Below are 19,676 nucleotides of genomic sequence, written 5' to 3'. Positions count from 1 at the left end.
AAAGTTAAGGCTTCAACTTGTTTAATCTGCTGTAGTATTCTGGTTTTATCAGACCTTTCAATTCCGAATAAGGGATAACCGCCCATTCCGGATCCAGACAAAATGCCGCGAAATGCGGAAATGAGGGCAGTAACTTAATGCCTTCAGAAGTCAAAACAAAATCACAATAAGTGATTTGCCATAATTCTTTTTTATGGTATTGACAATCGGTATAAACGCTACTCGACGCGGCACGTTCATTTTCGTCAAAAAGTTCCGGATTTGTTTTTGCCAGGTATCTATAAACACAGTCGTCAAATGCTTTTTCCTTGCCAGGTAATAGAAAATCTGAAAAGCTGATTTTTTCTTTTGAGTTTAAATTATAGTTGACCCCGTAATTTTCTTCGTTCGGATGTGCTCCGCCGCAGTAAAATGCTTTAAAAGCAGAAAAACACACAAAATCAGCCGAAACCGACAGGTTGCTGACGCTATAATTGAAGTCCGAACCGTGGGGTGAATAAGATGCGCAGTTTAATGATTCAAGGAATTCAAGGATTTGCATGCACTCAAGATATGCGTTTGCATCATTCAGTTTTGCAGCAACCAATCCGGAATCAATCCTGAAAAGTTCAATTCCGGTAGTTATTTCCCGAAAATAACGCACTTTGATTCCATTTATCTTTCGAAGTGTGTCGGTTTCTTTCAGTTTGAAAAGTCCGATTTTTACTTTCGTCAAATCATCGATAACCTGGTCAGTTGCCAATAAATGGGGATTGGAACACTTTGGACTACCTGTTTCCTTTGGGGTTAAAGGTTTTAATTTGAAAGGTGTGGTTTTCTCCTTTCGTGTCCAGGTACCTTCAATCACGTGATTAGGCCATTTGAATTTAAATGTTTCAGGTATTTCTACCGAAGTTCCGTATTCATCGGATAGGTGTAATGTTATCAAACCGCCTTTGTACGTTCCCGATAAAGGAATGTCGATCAGTTTGTTTTTATAGAAGTAGTATCCTTCAGCGTTGCTTCCATTCAATGTGAACTGCAGATAAATCGGGTATTTGCCAATGGTACCGTTAAAGGAATGGGTCTGCCCGAAAAGAGAATAGGAGGTAAAAACAAAGAAAATACAAAAGAGCAACATTCCTCTTTTTGAAAAGCTTTTCAATGAAAAGGTTGTAAGTTTTGGCATTTTTGTTTGATTACATTTAAAAATATATCTTGATACAAATATTGGAATTACTTCCCGCATGTTCATAGAATCGTCAACTAATTTAGGTATATTCGCATAACTATTAGTCGTTATGATATTACAAGACAACATGAAAGTTACTCTTACCCAAGAGTCTAAACTCAATGCTGTTGATTGGGATAATTTACCATTTGGAAAAGTTTTTTCTGATCACATGCTGATTATGGATTATAAAGACGGTGCCTGGCAGGATCCGGAAATCATGCCGTTTGGTCCGCTTTCCATGCATCCGGCTACGTCTGTAATCCATTACGGGCAATCAATTTTTGAAGGATTGAAAGCTTACAGAATGGAGAGCGGGGAAGTGGCTATTTTCAGACCGGATATGAACGCAAAAAGATTCGAAGAGTCTTGTGAACGTATGTGTATGCCGGTTATTCCGGAAAATGTATTTGTAGAATTGACCCGAAAATTTGTCGAAATTGAAAGTAACTGGATACCAACCAAAGAAGGATACTCCCTGTACTTAAGACCTTTTTTGTTCGGGACTGACGAGTATATCGGAATCCGCCCTTCTGATACGTATCGCTTTATAATTTTTGCCTGTCCCGTTGGAGCTTATTACAGCGAACCCGTGAATGTGAAAATTGAAGAGTTTTATACAAGAGCATCCGCAGGTGGAGTAGGAAGAGCAAAAACAGCCGGGAATTACGCTGCAGCACTGTATCCGGCAAAATTAGGACAACAACAAGGTTACCATCAGTTAATATGGACAGATGGGAAATCTCATGAATATATTGAGGAATCGGGTACCATGAACGTGATGTTTGTGATCGATGGTAAATTGATTACTCCTTCTGAAGAAAGCGATACGATTTTGAGAGGTATCACTAAGCGTTCTGTGGTGGAAATTGCCAAATTATGGGGAATGCCTGTTGAAGAGCGCAAAGTTTCTGTTGCAGAAGTTGTTCAGGCTCATAAAGAAGGTCGTTTGACTGAAGCATTTGGTGCAGGGACGGCAGCCACTATTGCACATATTGCAAAAATCGGCTACCGGGATGAAGATCTGATCCTTCCTCCGGTGGAGACGCGCACATTCTCTCTGAAAGTACATGCGTACCTGGACGATGTTAAATCGGGGAAAGTAAAAGATAGTTTTGGTTGGCTTTTGAAATTATAAAATTGTAAAAGGGCGGGAAAATTTTCCGCCCTTACTGTTTATGGAAAATTGGATCACTCTGCATCTCTAAAGAAATGAACTGTCATGAAACCGATTTTACACCTTGTTTTTCTGATCTTACTTTCATCCGGTGCTTTTGGTCAGACCACTGTTCGAATCATTACCAGGGACAGAAGTAACGGAGATCCGATTTCCAGAGTCTATATCCGTCAATATCAGGGTGATTCACTAGTTGCAACGCACTATACATCTTTAAAAGGAATCGCCTGTTTCCAGGTTTCAACAACAGAATTGACCAGCTTTGAACTGGAACACATTGCATTTAATCCGCTGGAAAAAATACCTGCAAAAATCTTTTCGGGAAAACCTTCCGATACACTGAATCTTCCGGTACGGATGTATTATTCCAGGGAACGATTGATTGACGAAGTCATTATTAAACCTATCGGAGTACCGGATACGGTATTTGAATCAACACGCGTTTCCGTGACTGACTTTGAATTTTTACCGGATAATAACCTGCTGTTGCTGACCTATCCAAAAAATTTAAAAAAAGGAACGGAATTGGTTCTCTATGACGGATTTAATTTACTGGGAGAAATTCCCCTTCCTGAAAAAGGACAGGAGTTAATTCGTGATTACCGGGGAAATCCACATGTATTAACCGAAAAGAATGTTTACGGAATCACTCAGAAAAACCGGCAAATTCAAATAGCACAAATCGAAAAGCAATACTACATGACTTATATTGCTCCGATTGTGGACACGGCTTTTACGAAGTATTATTTTTCAAATTTCAATCCGAATTATCCTGCTTTCGATTACTTTACTTTTGACGTAATAGATTCGAGTTACCGCAAAATTGCAAAAGTACAGGACGATCTGATGATGGAATTATACCGTTCGGAATTCAAATGGGTAGATGTGAGAACCAAATTATGGGCCAAGGAGAAAGAGAATGAAACGGGGGTAGACAAGGAGGTTTGGGTCGGGATGTATTATTTCACCAATTCAATTTATTACAAAGAGCTTTACGCCCCCATTTTTGAGCGGAACGATTCGATTTTTTTGTTTGATCATTATAAGAATTTGCTTTTCAAATACAATTTTCAAGGTGATCTGATCGATAGCATCCCGATTTACTATCATTTACAACCGAAAGAAAATGGATGGAAGAAACATGTGATTCAGGATTATGAAACAGGGGAGATTTACATGCATTACGAGATTGCAGGACAAGCACAATTGCGCCATTTTGACACGAACACCGGAAAATTAAGCCCACCGGTACAATTGCAGTTTAAATACCCGGAAAACATCCAGATCAAAGGAAATAGTGTGTATTACATTTATCGTCCGTTCGAATCGACTCAGAAAAAATATTTATACCGGGAACGGCTACCCTTTGAATACAAGTCACAGAAGATCAATAAGGGTACTTTAGTGGAATTGGAAAAGCCCTAAAAGCGTAAATGGAGCTAAGACGGGCGTCCTAACTCCATTCACTAATCAACCTAACCTAACCACCTAAATCATAACAAATATACAATAAGAAATTTGAAATGCAATCGGCGAACTAAAAAAAAACAGATAAAAAATCGTTAAAAAAGTTAACCGATTGATTATCAATGATCTAATTTTTAATAAACTGCAGTTAAATGATTAGCTGTCGTCCCATTGGTCCTTCGCAAAACAATAAATCGAGAATGGAAATAGCCGGATTGAACTGCTTTTGATGAAATAAAACCTGGTGATATTCTCCTTTCATTTCCAAATTTTCATAGTCTGCAAACCGGTAATCTTCGGGGTAAGATGCAAGGTATTTTTCCGTCAAAGAAAGATCGATCGGTAACTGGTACGTATTCAAAAAAAAATGGGTAATCTCCAGGTCGAAATCAACCAGAAAACGATGCTTTTTAAAAAGGATTTTTTCAATATCGGAAGCATAATGCTCGAAATAAGGAGCAGAAGCATACGATGTTTTCAACGCTCTCCAATGAATCAAAGGCCAGTTTTGCCGATAGGAAACCAATACGTCTTTCGTTACCGTTTTTGATCCGGAAGGTTTTTCAAGCGGCATGGTAAGAATTTGAACTCCCTGTGATCCCAGAATAACCATTCTATTCCGGAACGTCTGCTTCGGGAAATGATCCGAATGTTCAAAAAGAACCTGTTTAAACCGCACTAAATCCTGGAAATAACGAACACTCCCAAAATAGGCGATCGGAAAAACAGCGGACATGAGTTATTCGATCTTTGTAAACATACGGTCCCAACGGATACCGGTAAACGCACTTTTTGAGAACCAAACAACAGATGCTTTCCCCACTACGTGATCCTCCGGTACATAGCCCCAAACTCGTGAATCCGCAGAATTGTAACGATTGTCTCCCATTAACCAATAATAATTCATGGCAAATTTGTATGTTGTTGCTTTCTTTCCATCAATGTAAATGCCGTCTTTCTTCTCCTGCAGTTTATGTCCTTCATAAGCAGTAATTGCTCTTCGGTACCACGCAATATTGTCCTTAGTCAATTCCACCACCGCTCCCTTTTTCGGGATTCTGAATTTTGTAAAATCACTTACGGTGTTGTTGATGTAGAAATCTTTCGGGAAATTGTCCAGATTTCGGATTAATTCACTATATGTTGGTTTATGTGACTTGTCATCTGAATATTGAGGTGCCAGGTACAAATTAAAAGAAGACTTTGGAGACATTCTTTTCAGCTCGGCTAATTTTGAATCGGTTAGATAAACAATTTCGATACCGTTTGCGTTGACAACATAATCACCTTCATTTTGAGACAGGCCTAATGAAGTTAAGTAACGTTCCAGCAAGGGGTCTCCTGAAATGGTATAAGCCAGGTTTTGATTAGGTGCCCTGTAAGCTTTCTTCCCGTTAATATACAAGACAGATCTAATAATTTCAATCTCATCGCCAGGCAAAGCCACGCATCGTTTGATGTAGTTTTCGCGTTTATCAACGGGTCTGTAAATAACTCCGTAATGTGCAATATAATTCAATCCTTTTTCGGGCATTCCTCCACGAGAATAAGTTACTCCACTAGCAATCGCAGTTCGAGCTTTTTGTCTCCATTGGTCAATATGCTGAATAAAATCACTTCCCAAACTGTCCAAAATGAGTTCATCCAGGCTCTGATTCGTTGCCATTGACTTTTGTTGAAGCAGTTGAAATGCTTCCGGATGTGTTTGCTGCATGTTTTGGAACCAGTACCATAAAGCTTCGCTGTTCAAAACCTGGTGGTAATCATGTCCCATTAGTCCATTTGGAACCCGAGGATCATAAATAGCAGTATCTCCCGAAGGGTAATTAAATACCATGACATCGTTTCGTTCTACCTTTCCGAATCCCGGCAGGCGATAGTAATTGGATGTTTCAATTCCCAGGTAAGATTTCACATTGATCCATGGAATCGTATTGTGAACTAATGGAAAAGAAAGAGGTGTTACCGGAACTTTTGGTCCGTATGCCAGTTTATTCACAAAAAGAAAATCTCCAACCAGCAGGGTTTTCTCCATCGAACCGGTTGGAATTTGGAAGGGTTCAAACACATACGTACGAATAATACTTGCTGCAACCAATGCAAAGATGATGGAATCTCCCCATTCTTTGATCGCACTTTTTTTGCCGATTCTTTTGGAACGGAACGATAGAACGTAAGCTACAAGATGTCCGATAACCGGTAAAGCCAAAAACAAAGCCACGTGATCACTGTTTGTTCTTTTTGCAACTTCCACCGGACTGGCCCAGTTGGTAGGAGCTAGCGCCGGTAGATTTTCGTCATTTGCAATCTTCCACAAGATCAGATAGGGAAAGAAAATTCCCTGGAGTGTTTCTCCAATAGAAAAGAACCCGAATCTTCGGATATAGGACACATTCGCCACCATCCACATCACAATGTGAATCCCCGGAATAAACATCAGCAAAGCCCACCAGGGTTTCCCTGAACCGAATTTGAATACAATGTAATAATTGTAGACAGGAATAAATGCCTGCCAGGATTTGGCTCCCATGCGTTCAAATGTCTTCCACCAAAGTGAAATGATCGGGTGGACAAGAAGCAGGAACAAGAAATAATAAAGTACGTTCATAAGGCTGGATTAAAATGCTAATACATCGCGCATGGTGTGAATTCCCTTCTTTCCGTGAAGGAATTCCGCCGCAATGACAGAGCCCAGAGCAAAACCATCCCTGGAATGTGCTTCATGGCTCAAAGTTAAAGTATCGATTGTTGAAATATAAGAAATCGTGTGGGTTCCGGGAACGTTCGGTTCTCTGAGAGCTTGGATCGGAAGCTCATGATCCGAAACAACAGGCCAGGAGGAGGTTTCGGCTTTCCAGGAAGTGTACTTGTGATTGTTCTGAATAATCCCCTGTGCTAAAGAAACTGCTGTTCCGCTTGGAGCATCCAATTTCTGAACATGATGAATCTCTTCGATTTGTGCTTTGTATTCCGGGTGTGGAAACATCAAAGCGGCTAATTTTTCATTGATATTGAACAAAATATTCACTCCGATGCTGAAATTAGAAGCATGCAGCAAAGCCCCCCCTTTTTCGGTTACCCGGGTCGCTACATATGCCAATTGGTCCTGCCAACCGGTTGTACCAACAACAACGGGCGTTTTTTGTTCCAAACAGGTTTCAATGTGGTTGATCACCAATCCGGGTTGAGTAAATTCAATGGCAACATCTGCCTGTCTAAGGTCAACCTGGTCGATTGTTGTTTTGGAATCTACCTTGTAAACAATGGAATGTCCGCGTTCAAGAGCAATGCGCTCAATCGCTTTTCCCATTTTCCCATATCCGATTAGTCCAATTTTCATGTAGCGCAAAAATACTGTTTTCAGCTTCCGATTGTCACTTTTAACGAAATTTAAATTGAAAAGAAACTCCGTAAGCATTCGGAAAGTAAGTCGTTGGATGAATTGAAAGCGACAAGTCTTCGCTGATATCAAAATTCACAAAATGTGCTTCGACGCCGGCATCGATGACGTTCAGGAGATAAACGATTCCCATGCCCAATATAGCAAAGTCCCGGCGGTTCCGATGCTGAGCATACAACGAAAGCAAACTTTGATCATCGTATTCAGCGAAGTTGTTCGGTGCATTCCCGATCTTTCGTGATTCGTATTCGGTACGGTAATCATTTTTGAGCATGTTATTCTTCACCGCGAAATAGGTAGTAACCCCCAATCCAGCATAGATCAGGGGAACTTTCCAATAGGCTTTTTTTTTGCCTTTGGGCATCGCAATGTGATTATAAATCTGTCCGGCACCGGGAACAATAGCAGAAAAAAGACAGGCCCTTTTCCAAGAGTGCGTTTTAACCGTATCCGGTGATGGAGCAACAGCAAGGGAATCTTGGGCGTTTACATGAAATGAAAACCAAACCACTATAAAAACGCCAAGGAGTTTGTGCATTATTTCGTTTTATTCAGCAGTTCGATAATCCGGTTTAAATCTACTTCTGAAGAGAAATTGATCAAAATCTTACCGCTTCCGGAATGGGTCTTTTTAATTTCCACTTTCGAAGAAATACGGTCACTCAAATGATTTTTGAACACCTCCTGGATCGCTGACAATTCAGGAGTAGAAGCTGTTTTCGGAGTATTTGGAGTTTCTTCACTTGTACGCGAAGTATTTGTTCGGATCAGTTCTTCTATCTCGCGAACAGAAAGCTGGAAATCAATGATTTGTCTGTAAAGGTCCAATTGACGGTTTTCATCTCCTGCAGAAACCAATGAACGTGCATGTCCCATTGAAATCAGGTTGTCGCGAACCCCTAACTGAATTTCAGCCGGAAGCTTCAGCAAACGCAAGTGATTGGTAATACTGGTTCTTCCTTTCGATATTTTTTGTGACAACTGATCCTGTGTCAATCCGATTTCATCAATCAAGCGCTGGTAGGAGAGAGCTACCTCAATAGCATTCAGGTCTTCCCGTTGAATGTTTTCAACCAGGGCCATTTCAAGCATTGCCTGATCATTTGCTACCCGGATGTATGCGGGAACTTCTTCCAATCCGGCCAATTGAGAAGCTCTGAAACGTCTTTCCCCTGAAATCAACTGGTATTTATCTTTTCCCAGTTTCCGAACCGTTAGCGGCTGAATAATTCCATGAATAGCAATGGAATCTCTCAATTCACTCAATGCATCCTTTTCGAAATTCGTACGCGGATTGAACGGGTTGGCTTCAATAGACCCAATAGGGATCAAAGCCACCCCGCCTGTACTGGCTGTTGGAGCTGCCGTTGCAGTTGTTGTTGTAATATCAGATGAAGAACTTTCCAATAAAGCTCCCAATCCTTTTCCTAAAGCTGAACGTTTTTTCGGATTAGATGTCATTTCCTACTTGAAATTGTTTGTCGTTATTACCGATTTTTGTCAAATCGTTTCGTTGAAGAATTTCACGGGCGAAATTCAAATAATTGATAGCTCCTTTACTGGTAGCTTCGTGCATCACGATTGTTTCGCCGAAACTCGGGGCTTCTCCCAATTTCGTGTTTCGGTGGATAACCGTATCGAAAACCAAATCCTGGAAATGTGTTTTTACTTCTTCCACCACCTGGTTTGCCAAACGCAAACGCGTGTCGTACATGGTTAAAACAATTCCTTCAATCTCCAATTCAGGATTCAATCGTCCCTGGATGATCTTGATGGTATTCAATAATTTCCCCAAACCTTCCAGTGCAAAGTATTCGCATTGAACGGGAACCATGACAGAATCTGCTGCAGTTAGCGCATTTACGGTAATTAATCCCAAAGAGGGAGAGCAGTCGATAATAATAAAGTCGTATTGATCTTTAATCTTGTCAAGTGCCTGTTTCAGCATCTGTTCGCGATTAGGCATATTGATCATTTCCAATTCTGCACCAACCAAATCAATGTGTGAAGGAATAATATCCAAATTCGGATTGCTTGTTGGAATGATTAATTCCGAGGGATGTACATCATTGATCAGACAATCGTAAATATTCCGGGAATTTTTCGGGTCTAAACCGACTCCGGATGTAGCGTTTGCCTGCGGATCAGCATCGACCAATAATGTCTTGTACTCCAAAACACCAAAACATCCACCCAGATTAATGGCTGTAGTTGTTTTGCCAACACCACCTTTTTGATTCGCTATTGCGATAATTTTACCCATAAGAGCACTGTAAATTTGTGGATAAAGATAAGTTATTGAAATGACCTAAACGCCATTTATTTCTGCTATTTTTTCAACGAATAAGATGTTGAAAGATTGTTTGAAAGTTTACAAATCCTCAAAGTGCACATCACTCGCATAGGAAGGATTTGAGCTTTCTCCCAAATTCAATTCATTGGCTTTATTCATTACTTCCAGTAAGGTTTCTGAAAATTTATCAAAATCCTCCTTGTAAAGAAATACTTTGTGCTTTTGAAAAACTTCTTTTCCATTGATGTTTACCTTCTTGCTTTCTGTCAGGGTAATGTAGTGATCCTGGCCTTTTGTAGCTTTAATATCAAAAAAATAAGTGCGTTTGCCGGCTTTGACAATTTTAGTAAAGACTTCTCGCTGAGAGTCGTAATCCAGTTCGTTTTGCATAGTTTATTAAGAGTTGCAGCAAAGCAAATATGAATTTTTATTTATTGAAATACAAGATTTTGCGAGAGAATTTTATTTCTTCGGTCTTCTTTTCTTACCGGGATTAAGTGTAGTAGGAGGCTCATCATCCTTTTTATGCTTCTTTTTAGCTTCGTATTTTTCGAGTGCCGTCATGGTTCTTTTGTCCTTTTTAACAGGCTTTTTACTGTCCTCCGTTGTGTTCAGTGCATCCGAATCCGGTAGAACAGCCACGTGTACATCATTGGAAGATCCTTTTCCTTCACCGGTCGGATCAATCCATTTTCCAGGCGTAGAAGTAGTGGTTACCTCTCCGCTTTTATCGTTAATTGAAGCCACTGAAACCACGACATCTTTCTTATTGATACCAATCACGTCTTCTTTTAATACCCAGCGATTATTATCCAGGATAAATGCGTCGTAAGACATATCGGGAACATAAAATTCATAGAATCCGACCATGGTTGGTGTTTCCGGCATTAAATGATCAAAAATAATGCGTTTGTATTCCGGTTCGTAACGCAATGACATCACAGAGCGCTCCGAATGCTCGAAAAATAATCGCTTCTGGGTTGTATTTCCTGATTTAAAAAGGGGATAACCTAATTTTAAACTGTTTCCGCTAAAACAGATTACATCGATCAGCTTGGTGTTGCTCATGCGCGTTCCGCCGTCCCAACCCAATACCGTATAGTACGTTTTATTCGCTTTTTCAACCGGGATAATCTGGTAATACAAAGCTCCGTACCACATATCTGCTTCGAGTGTTTCTTCCGGTTTAGCGGTCAACAGGAATGATTTATCGATCAATTCGATGACCTTGTGTTTAGTATCTTTCAATGAGTTCCGGTGAATAACATAGGCAAAGTACTTTTGCGTGCCGTCGTCCTGTTCCACATTCCAGTTCACAATCCGCACCAACTTATCAGGACTGTCTATAACCCCCAAAGTTCTTAGCCGGGTAAATGTAATGTCGAATACGGTCGGTTCATGAATGGTTTGTTCAATCAGCTTTTTAAATTGCGTATTCCAGTTTTCTTTTCCCGCATTATTCTTTGCTGCACGAATGGAATCCAATAGAACCGCCAATTCACTTTCTCTTGAATAAGCATCAAACTGCCCCCAGGCTTGGAGACTGCCAAGAAAAATGAGTATTAAACCGAATGAAACCTTCATAACACTAAAACGCTAAAAAAGTAAATGTGTTACAATTTAAGGATAAACGCTTGTTCTTACAAGTGCATGAAGTCTTTTTTTGCAAGCAATTCATCTTCACTCTCACGGTAATCCGGGTCGTCTACACAACAATCAACCGGACAAACTGCCGCACATTGAGGCTCATCATGGAAACCTACACACTCGGTACATTTATCCGTAACAATGTAATAAACATCCATATCTTTCGGTTCGAAAGGTTCGTCTGCCTGAACTTCTTCACCATTCAATGTCGTAATCAATCCTTTTAATGACGTGCCGTCCGCATACGTCCATTCCGCGCCACCTTCATAGATTGCGTTGTTTGGACATTCCGGTTCGCATGCACCGCAGTTGATGCATTCGTCTGTAATCATGATTGCCATAAGAGCCTTTTTTTTGTGCAAATATACGCAGGTCTGGGATTTAAACATGGAAATATTTCAAAAAAATAACGGATTTCCTTACAGAGGAATTAATTTTGCAAGGTGGAAAAAAAGGCAATCATAGAAGTTTTCGGCCAACTTGGAAAAGCAATCAGTGCTTTTACCTCGAATGAAGAATGGCCCGGTTACGAATGCGGATTAACAGAGGAGGAGTTTCAAAGCTTTCAGCGGTTGATTAACAAAGAAGTGCAACTCAATCCCTGGTTTACAAGGGGGAACTGTATCAAAGCTTTAAATGGGATTATTCATTTAATTGAAAAAGAATCGCTTGAAAAATTTTCTGATTCTTATCCGTTCGCATCCAAACCAAAAACCATCGCCTTAATCATGGCAGGAAATCTTCCGTTTGTCGGGTTCCACGATTTGCTTTGTGTATTAATTACAGGAAACAGGGCCTTATGCAAATTAAGTAGTTCCGATACACGTATCCCGATGAAACTGATCGAATGGATGCATGAATGGAACCCCGAATTAAAAGATTACATCTGGGTTTCTTTGGGACCGATCAGGAATTACGATGCTGTAATTGCAACCGGAAGCAATAGTTCGATTGCTCAATTTGAAGCCTATTTCAGCCACGTACCTCATTTATTCCGGAAAAACAGAACTTCAATAGCGGTGTTGGATGGATCAGAAACGAACGAAGAATTAAACAAACTCGGTTCCGATTGTTTTGATTTCTTTGGAATGGGCTGTCGCAATGTGTCGAAACTTTATCTGCCTGCCGGATTCGACCTGAATCGCATTTTTGAGAACTTTTTGGACCAAGCCTATTTGATCCAGCATCATAAATACGGAAACAACTACGATTATAACCGGACCGTCTATTTGATGAACCAAATCCCATTTCTGGATAACAATGTGTTTATGTTAAAGGAAGACAAAGATATCCATGCGCCACTTTCCGTGATTTATTATGAGTTCTATGAGGAAAAAGCATTGCTTTTGTCAGAAGTTGCAGGAATGAAAGAAGAGCTTCAGGCAATCGTAGGACACGAATTTATTCCGTTCGGGAAAGCACAAGCTCCGGATATCACCGATTTTGCGGACGGGATCGACACCTGTGCCTGGTTGAATTCATTGGCATAGACAAGGGGAATATTCAAAGCATTCAGAAAATGAAATAATTGGACTTACTGTACGTTTAACCCTTTTTGGGCGGTGCTTAACATGAGTTATTAACAATTGTATTCAGAGTTTTCAACATTTTTTGTAACCTAGTTGTTACTTTTGCGTATTCAGGAAAGAATTCAATGCCTTACTGATATGATAAAGAGTTTAGCAATTGTGGGATTGGGAATGTCTTTTCTCTCTTATGGAGGACAAAACCCAGCAAAAATGACCCAAGCTGATTACGTGAATATGTGGTCGAATGTGGCTGTAGAGCATATGCTGACTTACCGTATTCCTGCGAGTATCACGCTTGCTCAAGGCTTGCTGGAAAGTGGAAATGGAAATTCGCCGCTCGCAGTAGAAGCCAATAACCATTTCGGCATCAAGTGCAGTGATTGGACGGGCGAAAAGATCTATTTTGATGACGATGCAAAAGGAGAATGCTTTAGAAAGTACCCTAGTGCAACCGAATCGTATAACGACCACAGTTTATTCCTTACAAAAAAGCCCCGGTATGCAGGACTGTTCCAGTTCCCGGTTGACGATTATAAATCATGGGCGAAAGGCTTAAAAAAAGCAGGTTACGCAACACATCCGCAATATGCAGAGAAGTTAATTGACCTGATCGAGCGCCTGAAACTGTATGAATACGATGACAAAACAGCTCCGGATACTAAAGGAACAGATTTACTGGCAAATAACGCGAAGGAAAACTCCAAAGCAAAATCAAAAGAATCTGCAGTCAACAAGCCTGTCTCTTCCATGAAAATTGACGAAGCGTGCCTGAAATACGAACACCATACCGCAAAGGAGAATAAGAACCAGGTAAAATACATCGTTGCAAGAAAAGGGGATACCTATTATAAAATTGCGAAGGAATACGATTTAGCAATGTGGCAAATGTATAAATACAACAATTTTGTAGATAAGAAAGACATGTTGGAGCCAGGTGATATCGTTTACCTTGAGCCGAAGAGAAATAAGTCAAGATGTAAGGATGTAACATTCATCCCTTCACAAGAAATTACATTGATAGAGATCTCTCAACAGGAAGGAATTAAGTTGAAAAAACTTATGAAAATGAACGGATTTACATCCGAAAAAATAACTGTCCAAAAAGGGCAAAGGATCCTTCTTCGCTAGTTCATCTAGGTTGAAGTTTATTGTTGTTGTTTGTGAAAGGTTGCATAACGCAACCTTTTTTTTGCTTCTCCAAAGTCCTAATCCCGATAGCTATTGGGATGAAATGGTTCAACAAGTTTAAAACCTGATTTTAGTTGCTGAAATTAAAAGATGAAAAGTTTGAACATTTTAACTATTGAACTCATTGAACTTTCCTTAGGATTTCAATGCAAAAAATCGGAATCGGGTTTAATCCAGACTGTTAACAAGGCTAAATTGTTTTAAAAAAAATACTAGGATTAAAAGATTTTGTTAAATTTGAGAAACTCCTGTATTATGAAACCCTCAAACGAACTGTATAAATTAATCAAGTCGTTAACGAAATCCGAGAAGCGTTTTTTTAAGCTTTCTTCTGCGTTGCAATCGGGTGAGAAGAATTACCTGAAAATTTTTGATTTTATAGAAAAGCAGGGTGCTTACAGAGAAGAGGATTTGAAGGAATTCTTTCAGAATGAGACATTTGTAAAGCATTTACCCTCTGAAAAAAACCATTTATACCGCCTAATTCTAAAGAGTTTACGCGTATATTATTCAGAGCAATCGGCTTCGAGTATTCTGAAGCAAGAGTTAAAAAACGTCGAAATTTTATACAACAAAGCACTTTACAAAGAGTGCGAAAAGTTCGTTCAACGGGCAAAAAGCCTGGCAATTGAACACGAGGAGTTTTACTATTGGTACGAATTGATCGCCTGGGAAAAAAAGTTGCTGGAAGCAGCATATGAGGACGGTGAGTTTTCAAGAAACCTCGACGATATTATAGAAGAAGAAGAGCTTGTTATTGCCCGATTAAGGAACCTGGCGGAATACCAGGTCATTTATTCCAAAATCAATTTAATATTCCGTTCCGGAGGTTTTACACGAAATGAAGAAGAGCGGAAGATCGTAGAAGACATCTCTGACTATCATTTGATCAAAGGGAAAAATACGGCTCTTTCTACAAGAGCTTCTTCCATGTGTTATTACATTAAGGGATTGTGCGCCGCAACGAACAGGAATTATGAAGACAGTTTCCAATTCTTTAATCGAACGAAAGATATCCTGGACAATAACCCGTTGATCAAAGAAGATTTGGGTCAACGATATATCCTGACGCTTTCTCATTTGTTGAGATGCTACATCGATAACAAACAATTCAAGGAAGCAACCAATGTCATTCATGAAATTCGCTCATTGGAAGGAGGGAAGGGATTTAATTCCATGGACTTGTCGTTACGTATCTTTACCATATCTTACAACGGGGAGTTTGCCTTGAATCACGCGACAGGAAATTTTGAAGCTTCGGCAAAACTGGCAGATGAAGTCCGCGTCAGGCTTCGCGACCTGGATGATAAAGTGTCTAAAGAACAGAACATCCTGTTTAGTTACAACCAAGCGTATACGTATTTTGGGATAGGAGACTATAAAAAAGCCTTATCTACGCTCAACGAAGTGCTGAACGACAATGAACAGCGCCTGAGACAAGACATTTATAGCTTTGCGCGCATCTTTAATCTGATTATTCACCTGGAATTGGAGAATTACGATTTTCTGGAATATGTGATTAAATCCACCAACAGGTATTTGAGTAAACACGACCGCGATTACGAAATTGAAAATGTGGTGATCAAACACCTTCGAAAGCTGGCCAAAAGTATGAACCTTACTCAGCGCAACGAAATTCTTTCCAAAATGAAGGTCGAAGTGGCCGAATTAATGAAAGATCAGCAGGAACGTGTAATCCTGGATTATTTCCATCTTCCGGCATGGATCAATTCAAAGTTGGATAAAACAGACTTTTCAAAAGCAATTAAAGAATACAATCACTTGTAGTCGAATTTATATTGCATCCCGATATTGAATGTCGTGTTTACTATATTTAAATCGGTTCTGCTCTCATAAAAGGCTTTGTAAACAGAACTGGTCATTAAATAGCGAACAGAAAGGTCCAGGTAAACCCGGTTGATTCGGAATCCCAAGCCTCCGCTGATTGTTTGGCTGTAATTCTTGCCATAAGTTCTAGCAAGGGTATCTCCTTTTGGATAGTAACCGTAACCACCACGAATAAAAACCATGTTACTGATAGCCCATTCACCACCGATGCGTACATTTAATGCGTCAACCAGTTGGTTTTTGATTACCTGGTTTTCAGCCTTGTAATCATAGGAAGCATAAGCCTCATCATTGGTTGTTTTTATTCTTCCCCAACCGTAATTCAGGTATTCCAAATCAACATTGATGCATCCGTTATCACCAAATACCAATCCCAAAGATCCCACCAATTTCGTTGGAGTCCAGATTCGGTATTTGTATTTATCAGCAGGAATAAAAGAAGGATCAACTGTTCGTACGCCGTCGTTATGCAATGCCTGCATTGTTGCGGTGGATTCATCGGTCAATTGATAAAAAGTAGGGGTGTGTAAAGCGATTCCCAAACGGAGGAAATCAGTCGGCAGAAAAATAGCGCCCAATTTCAGGTTCGCCCCACCACCTTTACTGATGAAATCTGATTGGTAAATGAATGATCTCAACGAAACCCCGGTTGTATCCGTAAGTGTTTCCCTATGAATGACGGATTCGGCAAAATTGACGGTGTTATAAGAAAGGGAAGCCCCGAAATAGATCTTGTCCAGGTAATTCGCACTGATGGCAAAATAAAACTCATTGATTCCGCCCCGGTTTAAAACAGTCCGGTTATGGATTACATCCCCGGAATTCAACCTGGGATAGTAATTGTTGTTTGCATCGGGATCAATAGCATAAGTCTGATAGGCCAGGGAAGAAGTATAAGGCTGATAATCAAAAAGCATTGTCGGATCTATACCATTTGCTCCGGATGCAAAAACATCCAGCAGGGATTCGAATTGCTGCCCGCTATAATTGAAGGAGTTATTGAAGTTTGCAATCCGGTTCAAACCAAATGAGATTTGGGTATAGATCAGCCCGGAGTTTGAACTGGACACATCCGAAACGACAGTTCCCGCTAAATTGGGAATCCGAACTTTAAAAGCATCCATTGATGACGTTCCGGTAGAGACTGCCTCTCCGTTTCCTCTGTAATGAGAAGTGGTTTTGACACTTGTGCCTGCAAAACCAAAAGAGAAAGAACTTACTGAGGACCTTCCGAATCCGGCCGGATTGATCCCGATACAACCGCTTTCGGCACCAAGAGCTCCGAAAGAACCTCCCATTGCATCAAATCGTGCGGATCCCTGCACATAGGTATTGGATAATCGGTATACATCTGTTTCATTTTGTCCGAACGAAAAAAAGGCCCCGGTAAAAACTGAAGCCAAAATGAATGAATATCTCATGAATTTAAATTATCGTCTGCCACCACTTCTTGATCCTCCTGAACCCGGGGAACTAACACTTCCTCCTGAACTGCCTCCGCTTCTGATCGTAGGCGAAGTCGTTCTTGGGCTGCTATTGATAGTTCTATTATTTCCTCCTGAGTGTGTGTTTGATTCCACTCTTCGGTATGTATCTGTTGAGCGTTCTGTTGCTACCGAAGTTCTTCCGGTATTTACAGGCCGTGCTGTTGGTCTGGTGCTTGTAGTTGAAATTCTTCCGCTATTATTCACCACCGGAGAAGAATTTACCTGTGTATTTCTTCCGACTCCTGAAAAGCCGAATGACGGTTTAGCTATCAGTTGATTTTGGTAACTGACAATTCCTCCGGTGGTTGTTGAGCCCATTCTTCCGGCGGAAGTTCCTGCATGTGCGTTGGATAAGTTCCCGGCAGTATTCGGTTTGCTTATGGGTGTATACCAGGAAGCAACCGGGACATAAGTATACGGATAACCGTAGCCGTAATAAGCACTGCTATATCCATAATGGTATGCATTTCCGATGTATCCACCGAATCCATTGTACCAATAACTGTTCATGGGGCTATAGAAATTGCCGTATCCATAATAACCGATACCCGTTATCGGTGAATAAGGTGAATACCCGTAAAACAGGTATTGAGAGTTGTAGAAAAAATCGTTGTACTGACGCGGAGAAACATAGGTGGTACGTTCCTGCGGAATTTCGGTTTGTTCCTTTTTTGCAACAAAAGTTGCGTAGTCCGTCACATCGTTTAAATCTGTCCCGGGAGGCATGATCGGTGTACGTGTATTGTAAACATCATCCTGCATGAAATGTTCTGAAGCTCCGCATCCTGCAAGAGATACAACAAGTCCCAGACAAGCTCCGAATTTTAACATGTGGTACATAACGATAAAGATTAAAAGGTTGATTAAAGATAGCTGATTTATTTCTAATTTTACAGTTTTATTCTTAAAATTTAACATACTCAAAAATGTCACAGAAGTACGCTACTCGCGCCGAAGATTATTCCAAGTGGTATAACGATTTAATTTCCAGGGCTGATCTTGCAGAACACTCGGATGTTAAAGGAATGATGGTGATTAAACCCTATGGCTATGCCATTTGGGAAAACATGCGCGATATCCTGGATGCAAAATTCAAAGAAACGGGTCACCAGAATGCATACTTCCCCTTATTCATCCCTAAAAGCTACCTAAGTAAAGAAGCCTCTCATGTGGATGGTTTTGCAAAGGAATGTGCCGTTGTGACACATTATCGTCTGAAAAATGATCCTAACGGAGGAGGAGTAATCGTTGATCCGGATGCAAAGCTGGAGGAGGAACTGATTGTTCGCCCGACTTCCGAAACAATCATCTGGAATTCGTATAAAAAATGGATACAATCCTATCGCGACTTACCGATATTGATCAACCAATGGGCAAATGTGGTTCGCTGGGAAATGAAAACACGTTTATTCCTGCGTACTTCCGAGTTCTTATGGCAGGAAGGACACACCGCGCACGCAACAAAGGAAGAAGCCATCCGGGAAACGGAACAAATGCTTGATGTGTATGCCGAATTTGCTGAAAAGTATATGGCTATGCCGGTAATCAAAGGTCATAAAACCGAGAGCGAACGTTTTGCAGGAGCTGATGATACCTATTGCATTGAAGCCATGATGCAGGACGGGAAAGCTTTGCAGGCAGGAACATCTCACTTCTTGGGACAGAATTTCGCGAAAGCGTTTGAAGTAAAGTTCAGTGATGCACAGGGAAAACAGGAATATGTTTGGGCTACTTCCTGGGGAGTTTCAACTCGTTTAATGGGAGCGCTGATCATGACCCATTCAGATGACGAGGGATTGGTCGTACCGCCTTTACTGGCACCGATCCAGGTAGTGATCGTTCCGATCTACCGGACAGATGAAGAACTTCAGCTGATCAATGAAGCGGTTGCCAAAATTTCCGATGAATTGAAAGAGCTGAAAGTGAAGGTGAAGTACGATTCGGATGATCAAAAACGTCCGGGATGGAAGTTTGCTGAATACGAAGCGAAAGGAGTCCCTGTGCGGATTGCTATCGGGCCAAGAGACCTGGCAAATGGAGTTGTGGAGATCGCTCGTCGTGATACGAAAGAAAAATACGCCATGAACATTGAAAATATTGGAGATTCGGTAGTGAAATTGCTTTCAGAGATCCAGGAAAATCTGCTCAAAAAAGCTCAGCAGTTCCGATTGGACAACATGCATGAGGTAGACACTTACGAAGAATTCAAAACGCAATTGGAGAAAAAAAGCGGGTTCTATCTGGCGCATTGGGACGGGACGAAAGAAACAGAAGCCAGGATTAAAGAAGAAACAAAGGCAACTATACGTTGTATTCCTATTGATATTCCTTCGGGACCGGGCAAATGCATGGTAACCGGGGCTCCTTCAAAGGGACGCGTTGTTTTTGCGAAAGCATACTAACCAATTGAAGATGTAAAATTGATAATTA

18 protein-coding genes are annotated in these 19,676 nt (G+C 40.6%); 6 read left to right on the top strand and 12 right to left on the bottom strand.

Annotated elements, in window-relative coordinates; translation table 11 throughout:
• Positions 1-4 precede the first annotated feature (4 nt).
• The gene (locus FO442_RS01560; protein WP_144331375.1) at positions 5-1,168 is read right to left on the bottom strand and encodes a hypothetical protein; all 1,164 of its coding nucleotides are present in this window, start codon (positions 1,166-1,168) and stop codon (positions 5-7) included.
• Positions 1,169-1,298: 130 nt separating this feature from the next.
• On the opposite strand from FO442_RS01560, the gene FO442_RS01555 reads away from it, so the two are divergent.
• Both FO442_RS01555 and FO442_RS01550 read left to right on the top strand, forming a co-directional pair.
• Complete coding sequence (locus FO442_RS01555; RefSeq protein WP_222101961.1) at positions 1,299-2,348, top strand: branched-chain amino acid aminotransferase; 1,050 nt, start codon at positions 1,299-1,301, stop codon at positions 2,346-2,348.
• 84 nt (positions 2,349-2,432) lie between these two features.
• On the top strand, positions 2,433-3,812 hold the full coding sequence (locus FO442_RS01550) for a hypothetical protein (RefSeq protein WP_144331373.1): 1,380 nt from the start codon (positions 2,433-2,435) through the stop codon (positions 3,810-3,812).
• A 190-nt stretch (positions 3,813-4,002) separates the two neighbouring features.
• Here FO442_RS01550 and FO442_RS01545 read toward each other — a convergent pair whose 3' ends face one another.
• From FO442_RS01545 to FO442_RS01505, 9 genes are all read right to left on the bottom strand, one after another.
• Positions 4,003-4,590: a WbqC family protein gene (locus FO442_RS01545; protein ID WP_144331372.1), complete on the bottom strand. Its 588-nt coding sequence runs from the start codon at positions 4,588-4,590 to the stop codon at positions 4,003-4,005.
• Positions 4,591-4,593: 3 nt separating this feature from the next.
• Positions 4,594-6,462 (bottom strand): S26 family signal peptidase, encoded by a 1,869-nt coding sequence (locus FO442_RS01540; protein ID WP_222101960.1) that lies wholly within the window; start codon positions 6,460-6,462, stop codon positions 4,594-4,596.
• Between the two features lie 9 nt (positions 6,463-6,471).
• Positions 6,472-7,194, bottom strand: coding sequence for a 4-hydroxy-tetrahydrodipicolinate reductase (dapB, locus tag FO442_RS01535; RefSeq protein WP_144331371.1), 723 nt, complete (start codon positions 7,192-7,194; stop codon positions 6,472-6,474).
• A 40-nt stretch (positions 7,195-7,234) separates the two neighbouring features.
• Positions 7,235-7,792, bottom strand: coding sequence for a DUF5683 domain-containing protein (locus FO442_RS01530; RefSeq protein WP_144331370.1), 558 nt, complete (start codon positions 7,790-7,792; stop codon positions 7,235-7,237).
• On the bottom strand, positions 7,792-8,715 hold the full coding sequence (locus FO442_RS01525) for a ParB/RepB/Spo0J family partition protein (RefSeq protein WP_144331369.1): 924 nt from the start codon (positions 8,713-8,715) through the stop codon (positions 7,792-7,794). Before FO442_RS01525 ends, FO442_RS01530 begins: the two co-directional genes overlap by 1 nt.
• Positions 8,705-9,517 carry a ParA family protein gene (locus FO442_RS01520; RefSeq protein WP_144331368.1) on the bottom strand — a complete coding sequence of 271 codons (813 nt, stop codon included), beginning with the start codon at positions 9,515-9,517 and terminating at the stop codon, positions 8,705-8,707. Before FO442_RS01520 ends, FO442_RS01525 begins: the two co-directional genes overlap by 11 nt.
• Before the next feature lie 108 nt (positions 9,518-9,625).
• Positions 9,626-9,937 carry a DUF3276 family protein gene (locus tag FO442_RS01515; protein ID WP_144331367.1) on the bottom strand — a complete coding sequence of 104 codons (312 nt, stop codon included), beginning with the start codon at positions 9,935-9,937 and terminating at the stop codon, positions 9,626-9,628.
• 72 nt (positions 9,938-10,009) lie between these two features.
• Positions 10,010-11,131: a hypothetical protein gene (locus FO442_RS01510; RefSeq protein ID WP_144331366.1), complete on the bottom strand. Its 1,122-nt coding sequence runs from the start codon at positions 11,129-11,131 to the stop codon at positions 10,010-10,012.
• A gap of 56 nt (positions 11,132-11,187) precedes the next feature.
• Complete coding sequence (locus FO442_RS01505; protein WP_144331365.1) at positions 11,188-11,535, bottom strand: 4Fe-4S dicluster domain-containing protein; 348 nt, start codon at positions 11,533-11,535, stop codon at positions 11,188-11,190.
• Positions 11,536-11,637: 102 nt separating this feature from the next.
• On the opposite strand from FO442_RS01505, the gene FO442_RS01500 reads away from it, so the two are divergent.
• The 3 genes from FO442_RS01500 (at position 11,638) to FO442_RS01490 (ending at position 15,699) form a co-directional block, all read left to right on the top strand.
• Positions 11,638-12,684 (top strand): acyl-CoA reductase, encoded by a 1,047-nt coding sequence (locus FO442_RS01500; protein ID WP_144331364.1) that lies wholly within the window; start codon positions 11,638-11,640, stop codon positions 12,682-12,684.
• Between the two features lie 177 nt (positions 12,685-12,861).
• Positions 12,862-13,851: a glucosaminidase domain-containing protein gene (locus FO442_RS01495; protein ID WP_144331363.1), complete on the top strand. Its 990-nt coding sequence runs from the start codon at positions 12,862-12,864 to the stop codon at positions 13,849-13,851.
• A gap of 315 nt (positions 13,852-14,166) precedes the next feature.
• Complete coding sequence (locus FO442_RS01490; RefSeq protein WP_144331362.1) at positions 14,167-15,699, top strand: hypothetical protein; 1,533 nt, start codon at positions 14,167-14,169, stop codon at positions 15,697-15,699.
• Here the strand turns inward: FO442_RS01490 and FO442_RS01485 are convergent.
• A complete protein-coding gene (locus tag FO442_RS01485; protein ID WP_144331361.1) occupies positions 15,690-17,180 on the bottom strand; it encodes a hypothetical protein in 1,491 nt (496 codons plus the stop codon). The genes FO442_RS01490 and FO442_RS01485 overlap by 10 nt on opposite strands.
• A gap of 9 nt (positions 17,181-17,189) precedes the next feature.
• The gene (locus FO442_RS01480) at positions 17,190-18,086 is read right to left on the bottom strand and encodes a hypothetical protein (protein ID WP_144331360.1); all 897 of its coding nucleotides are present in this window, start codon (positions 18,084-18,086) and stop codon (positions 17,190-17,192) included.
• Between the two features lie 86 nt (positions 18,087-18,172).
• Here FO442_RS01480 and proS point away from each other — a divergent pair, with 86 nt between their 5' ends.
• Positions 18,173-19,648 (top strand): proline--tRNA ligase, encoded by a 1,476-nt coding sequence (gene proS / locus FO442_RS01475; protein WP_144331359.1) that lies wholly within the window; start codon positions 18,173-18,175, stop codon positions 19,646-19,648.
• The last annotated feature ends 28 nt before the right edge of the window (positions 19,649-19,676 follow it).

The organism is Fluviicola chungangensis (genome assembly GCF_007558725.1).
Taxonomy (GTDB): domain Bacteria; phylum Bacteroidota; class Bacteroidia; order Flavobacteriales_D; family Crocinitomicaceae; genus Fluviicola; species Fluviicola chungangensis.
This window is presented reverse-complemented; position numbering and strand designations above follow the sequence as displayed.

Coding starts and splice junctions, on each gene's coding strand:
- FO442_RS01560 (WP_144331375.1), bottom strand. CDS start 1,168: ATGCCAAAACTTACAACCTTTTCATTGAAAAGCTTTTCAAAAAGAGGA.
- FO442_RS01555 (WP_222101961.1), top strand. CDS start 1,299: ATGAAAGTTACTCTTACCCAAGAGTCTAAACTCAATGCTGTTGATTGG.
- FO442_RS01550 (WP_144331373.1), top strand. CDS start 2,433: ATGAAACCGATTTTACACCTTGTTTTTCTGATCTTACTTTCATCCGGT.
- FO442_RS01545 (WP_144331372.1), bottom strand. CDS start 4,590: ATGTCCGCTGTTTTTCCGATCGCCTATTTTGGGAGTGTTCGTTATTTC.
- FO442_RS01540 (WP_222101960.1), bottom strand. CDS start 6,462: ATGAACGTACTTTATTATTTCTTGTTCCTGCTTCTTGTCCACCCGATC.
- dapB (WP_144331371.1), bottom strand. CDS start 7,194: ATGAAAATTGGACTAATCGGATATGGGAAAATGGGAAAAGCGATTGAG.
- FO442_RS01530 (WP_144331370.1), bottom strand. CDS start 7,792: ATGCACAAACTCCTTGGCGTTTTTATAGTGGTTTGGTTTTCATTTCAT.
- FO442_RS01525 (WP_144331369.1), bottom strand. CDS start 8,715: ATGACATCTAATCCGAAAAAACGTTCAGCTTTAGGAAAAGGATTGGGA.
- FO442_RS01520 (WP_144331368.1), bottom strand. CDS start 9,517: ATGGGTAAAATTATCGCAATAGCGAATCAAAAAGGTGGTGTTGGCAAA.
- FO442_RS01515 (WP_144331367.1), bottom strand. CDS start 9,937: ATGCAAAACGAACTGGATTACGACTCTCAGCGAGAAGTCTTTACTAAA.
- FO442_RS01510 (WP_144331366.1), bottom strand. CDS start 11,131: ATGAAGGTTTCATTCGGTTTAATACTCATTTTTCTTGGCAGTCTCCAA.
- FO442_RS01505 (WP_144331365.1), bottom strand. CDS start 11,535: ATGGCAATCATGATTACAGACGAATGCATCAACTGCGGTGCATGCGAA.
- FO442_RS01495 (WP_144331363.1), top strand. CDS start 12,862: ATGATAAAGAGTTTAGCAATTGTGGGATTGGGAATGTCTTTTCTCTCT.
- FO442_RS01490 (WP_144331362.1), top strand. CDS start 14,167: ATGAAACCCTCAAACGAACTGTATAAATTAATCAAGTCGTTAACGAAA.
- FO442_RS01485 (WP_144331361.1), bottom strand. CDS start 17,180: ATGAGATATTCATTCATTTTGGCTTCAGTTTTTACCGGGGCCTTTTTT.
- FO442_RS01480 (WP_144331360.1), bottom strand. CDS start 18,086: ATGTACCACATGTTAAAATTCGGAGCTTGTCTGGGACTTGTTGTATCT.
- proS (WP_144331359.1), top strand. CDS start 18,173: ATGTCACAGAAGTACGCTACTCGCGCCGAAGATTATTCCAAGTGGTAT.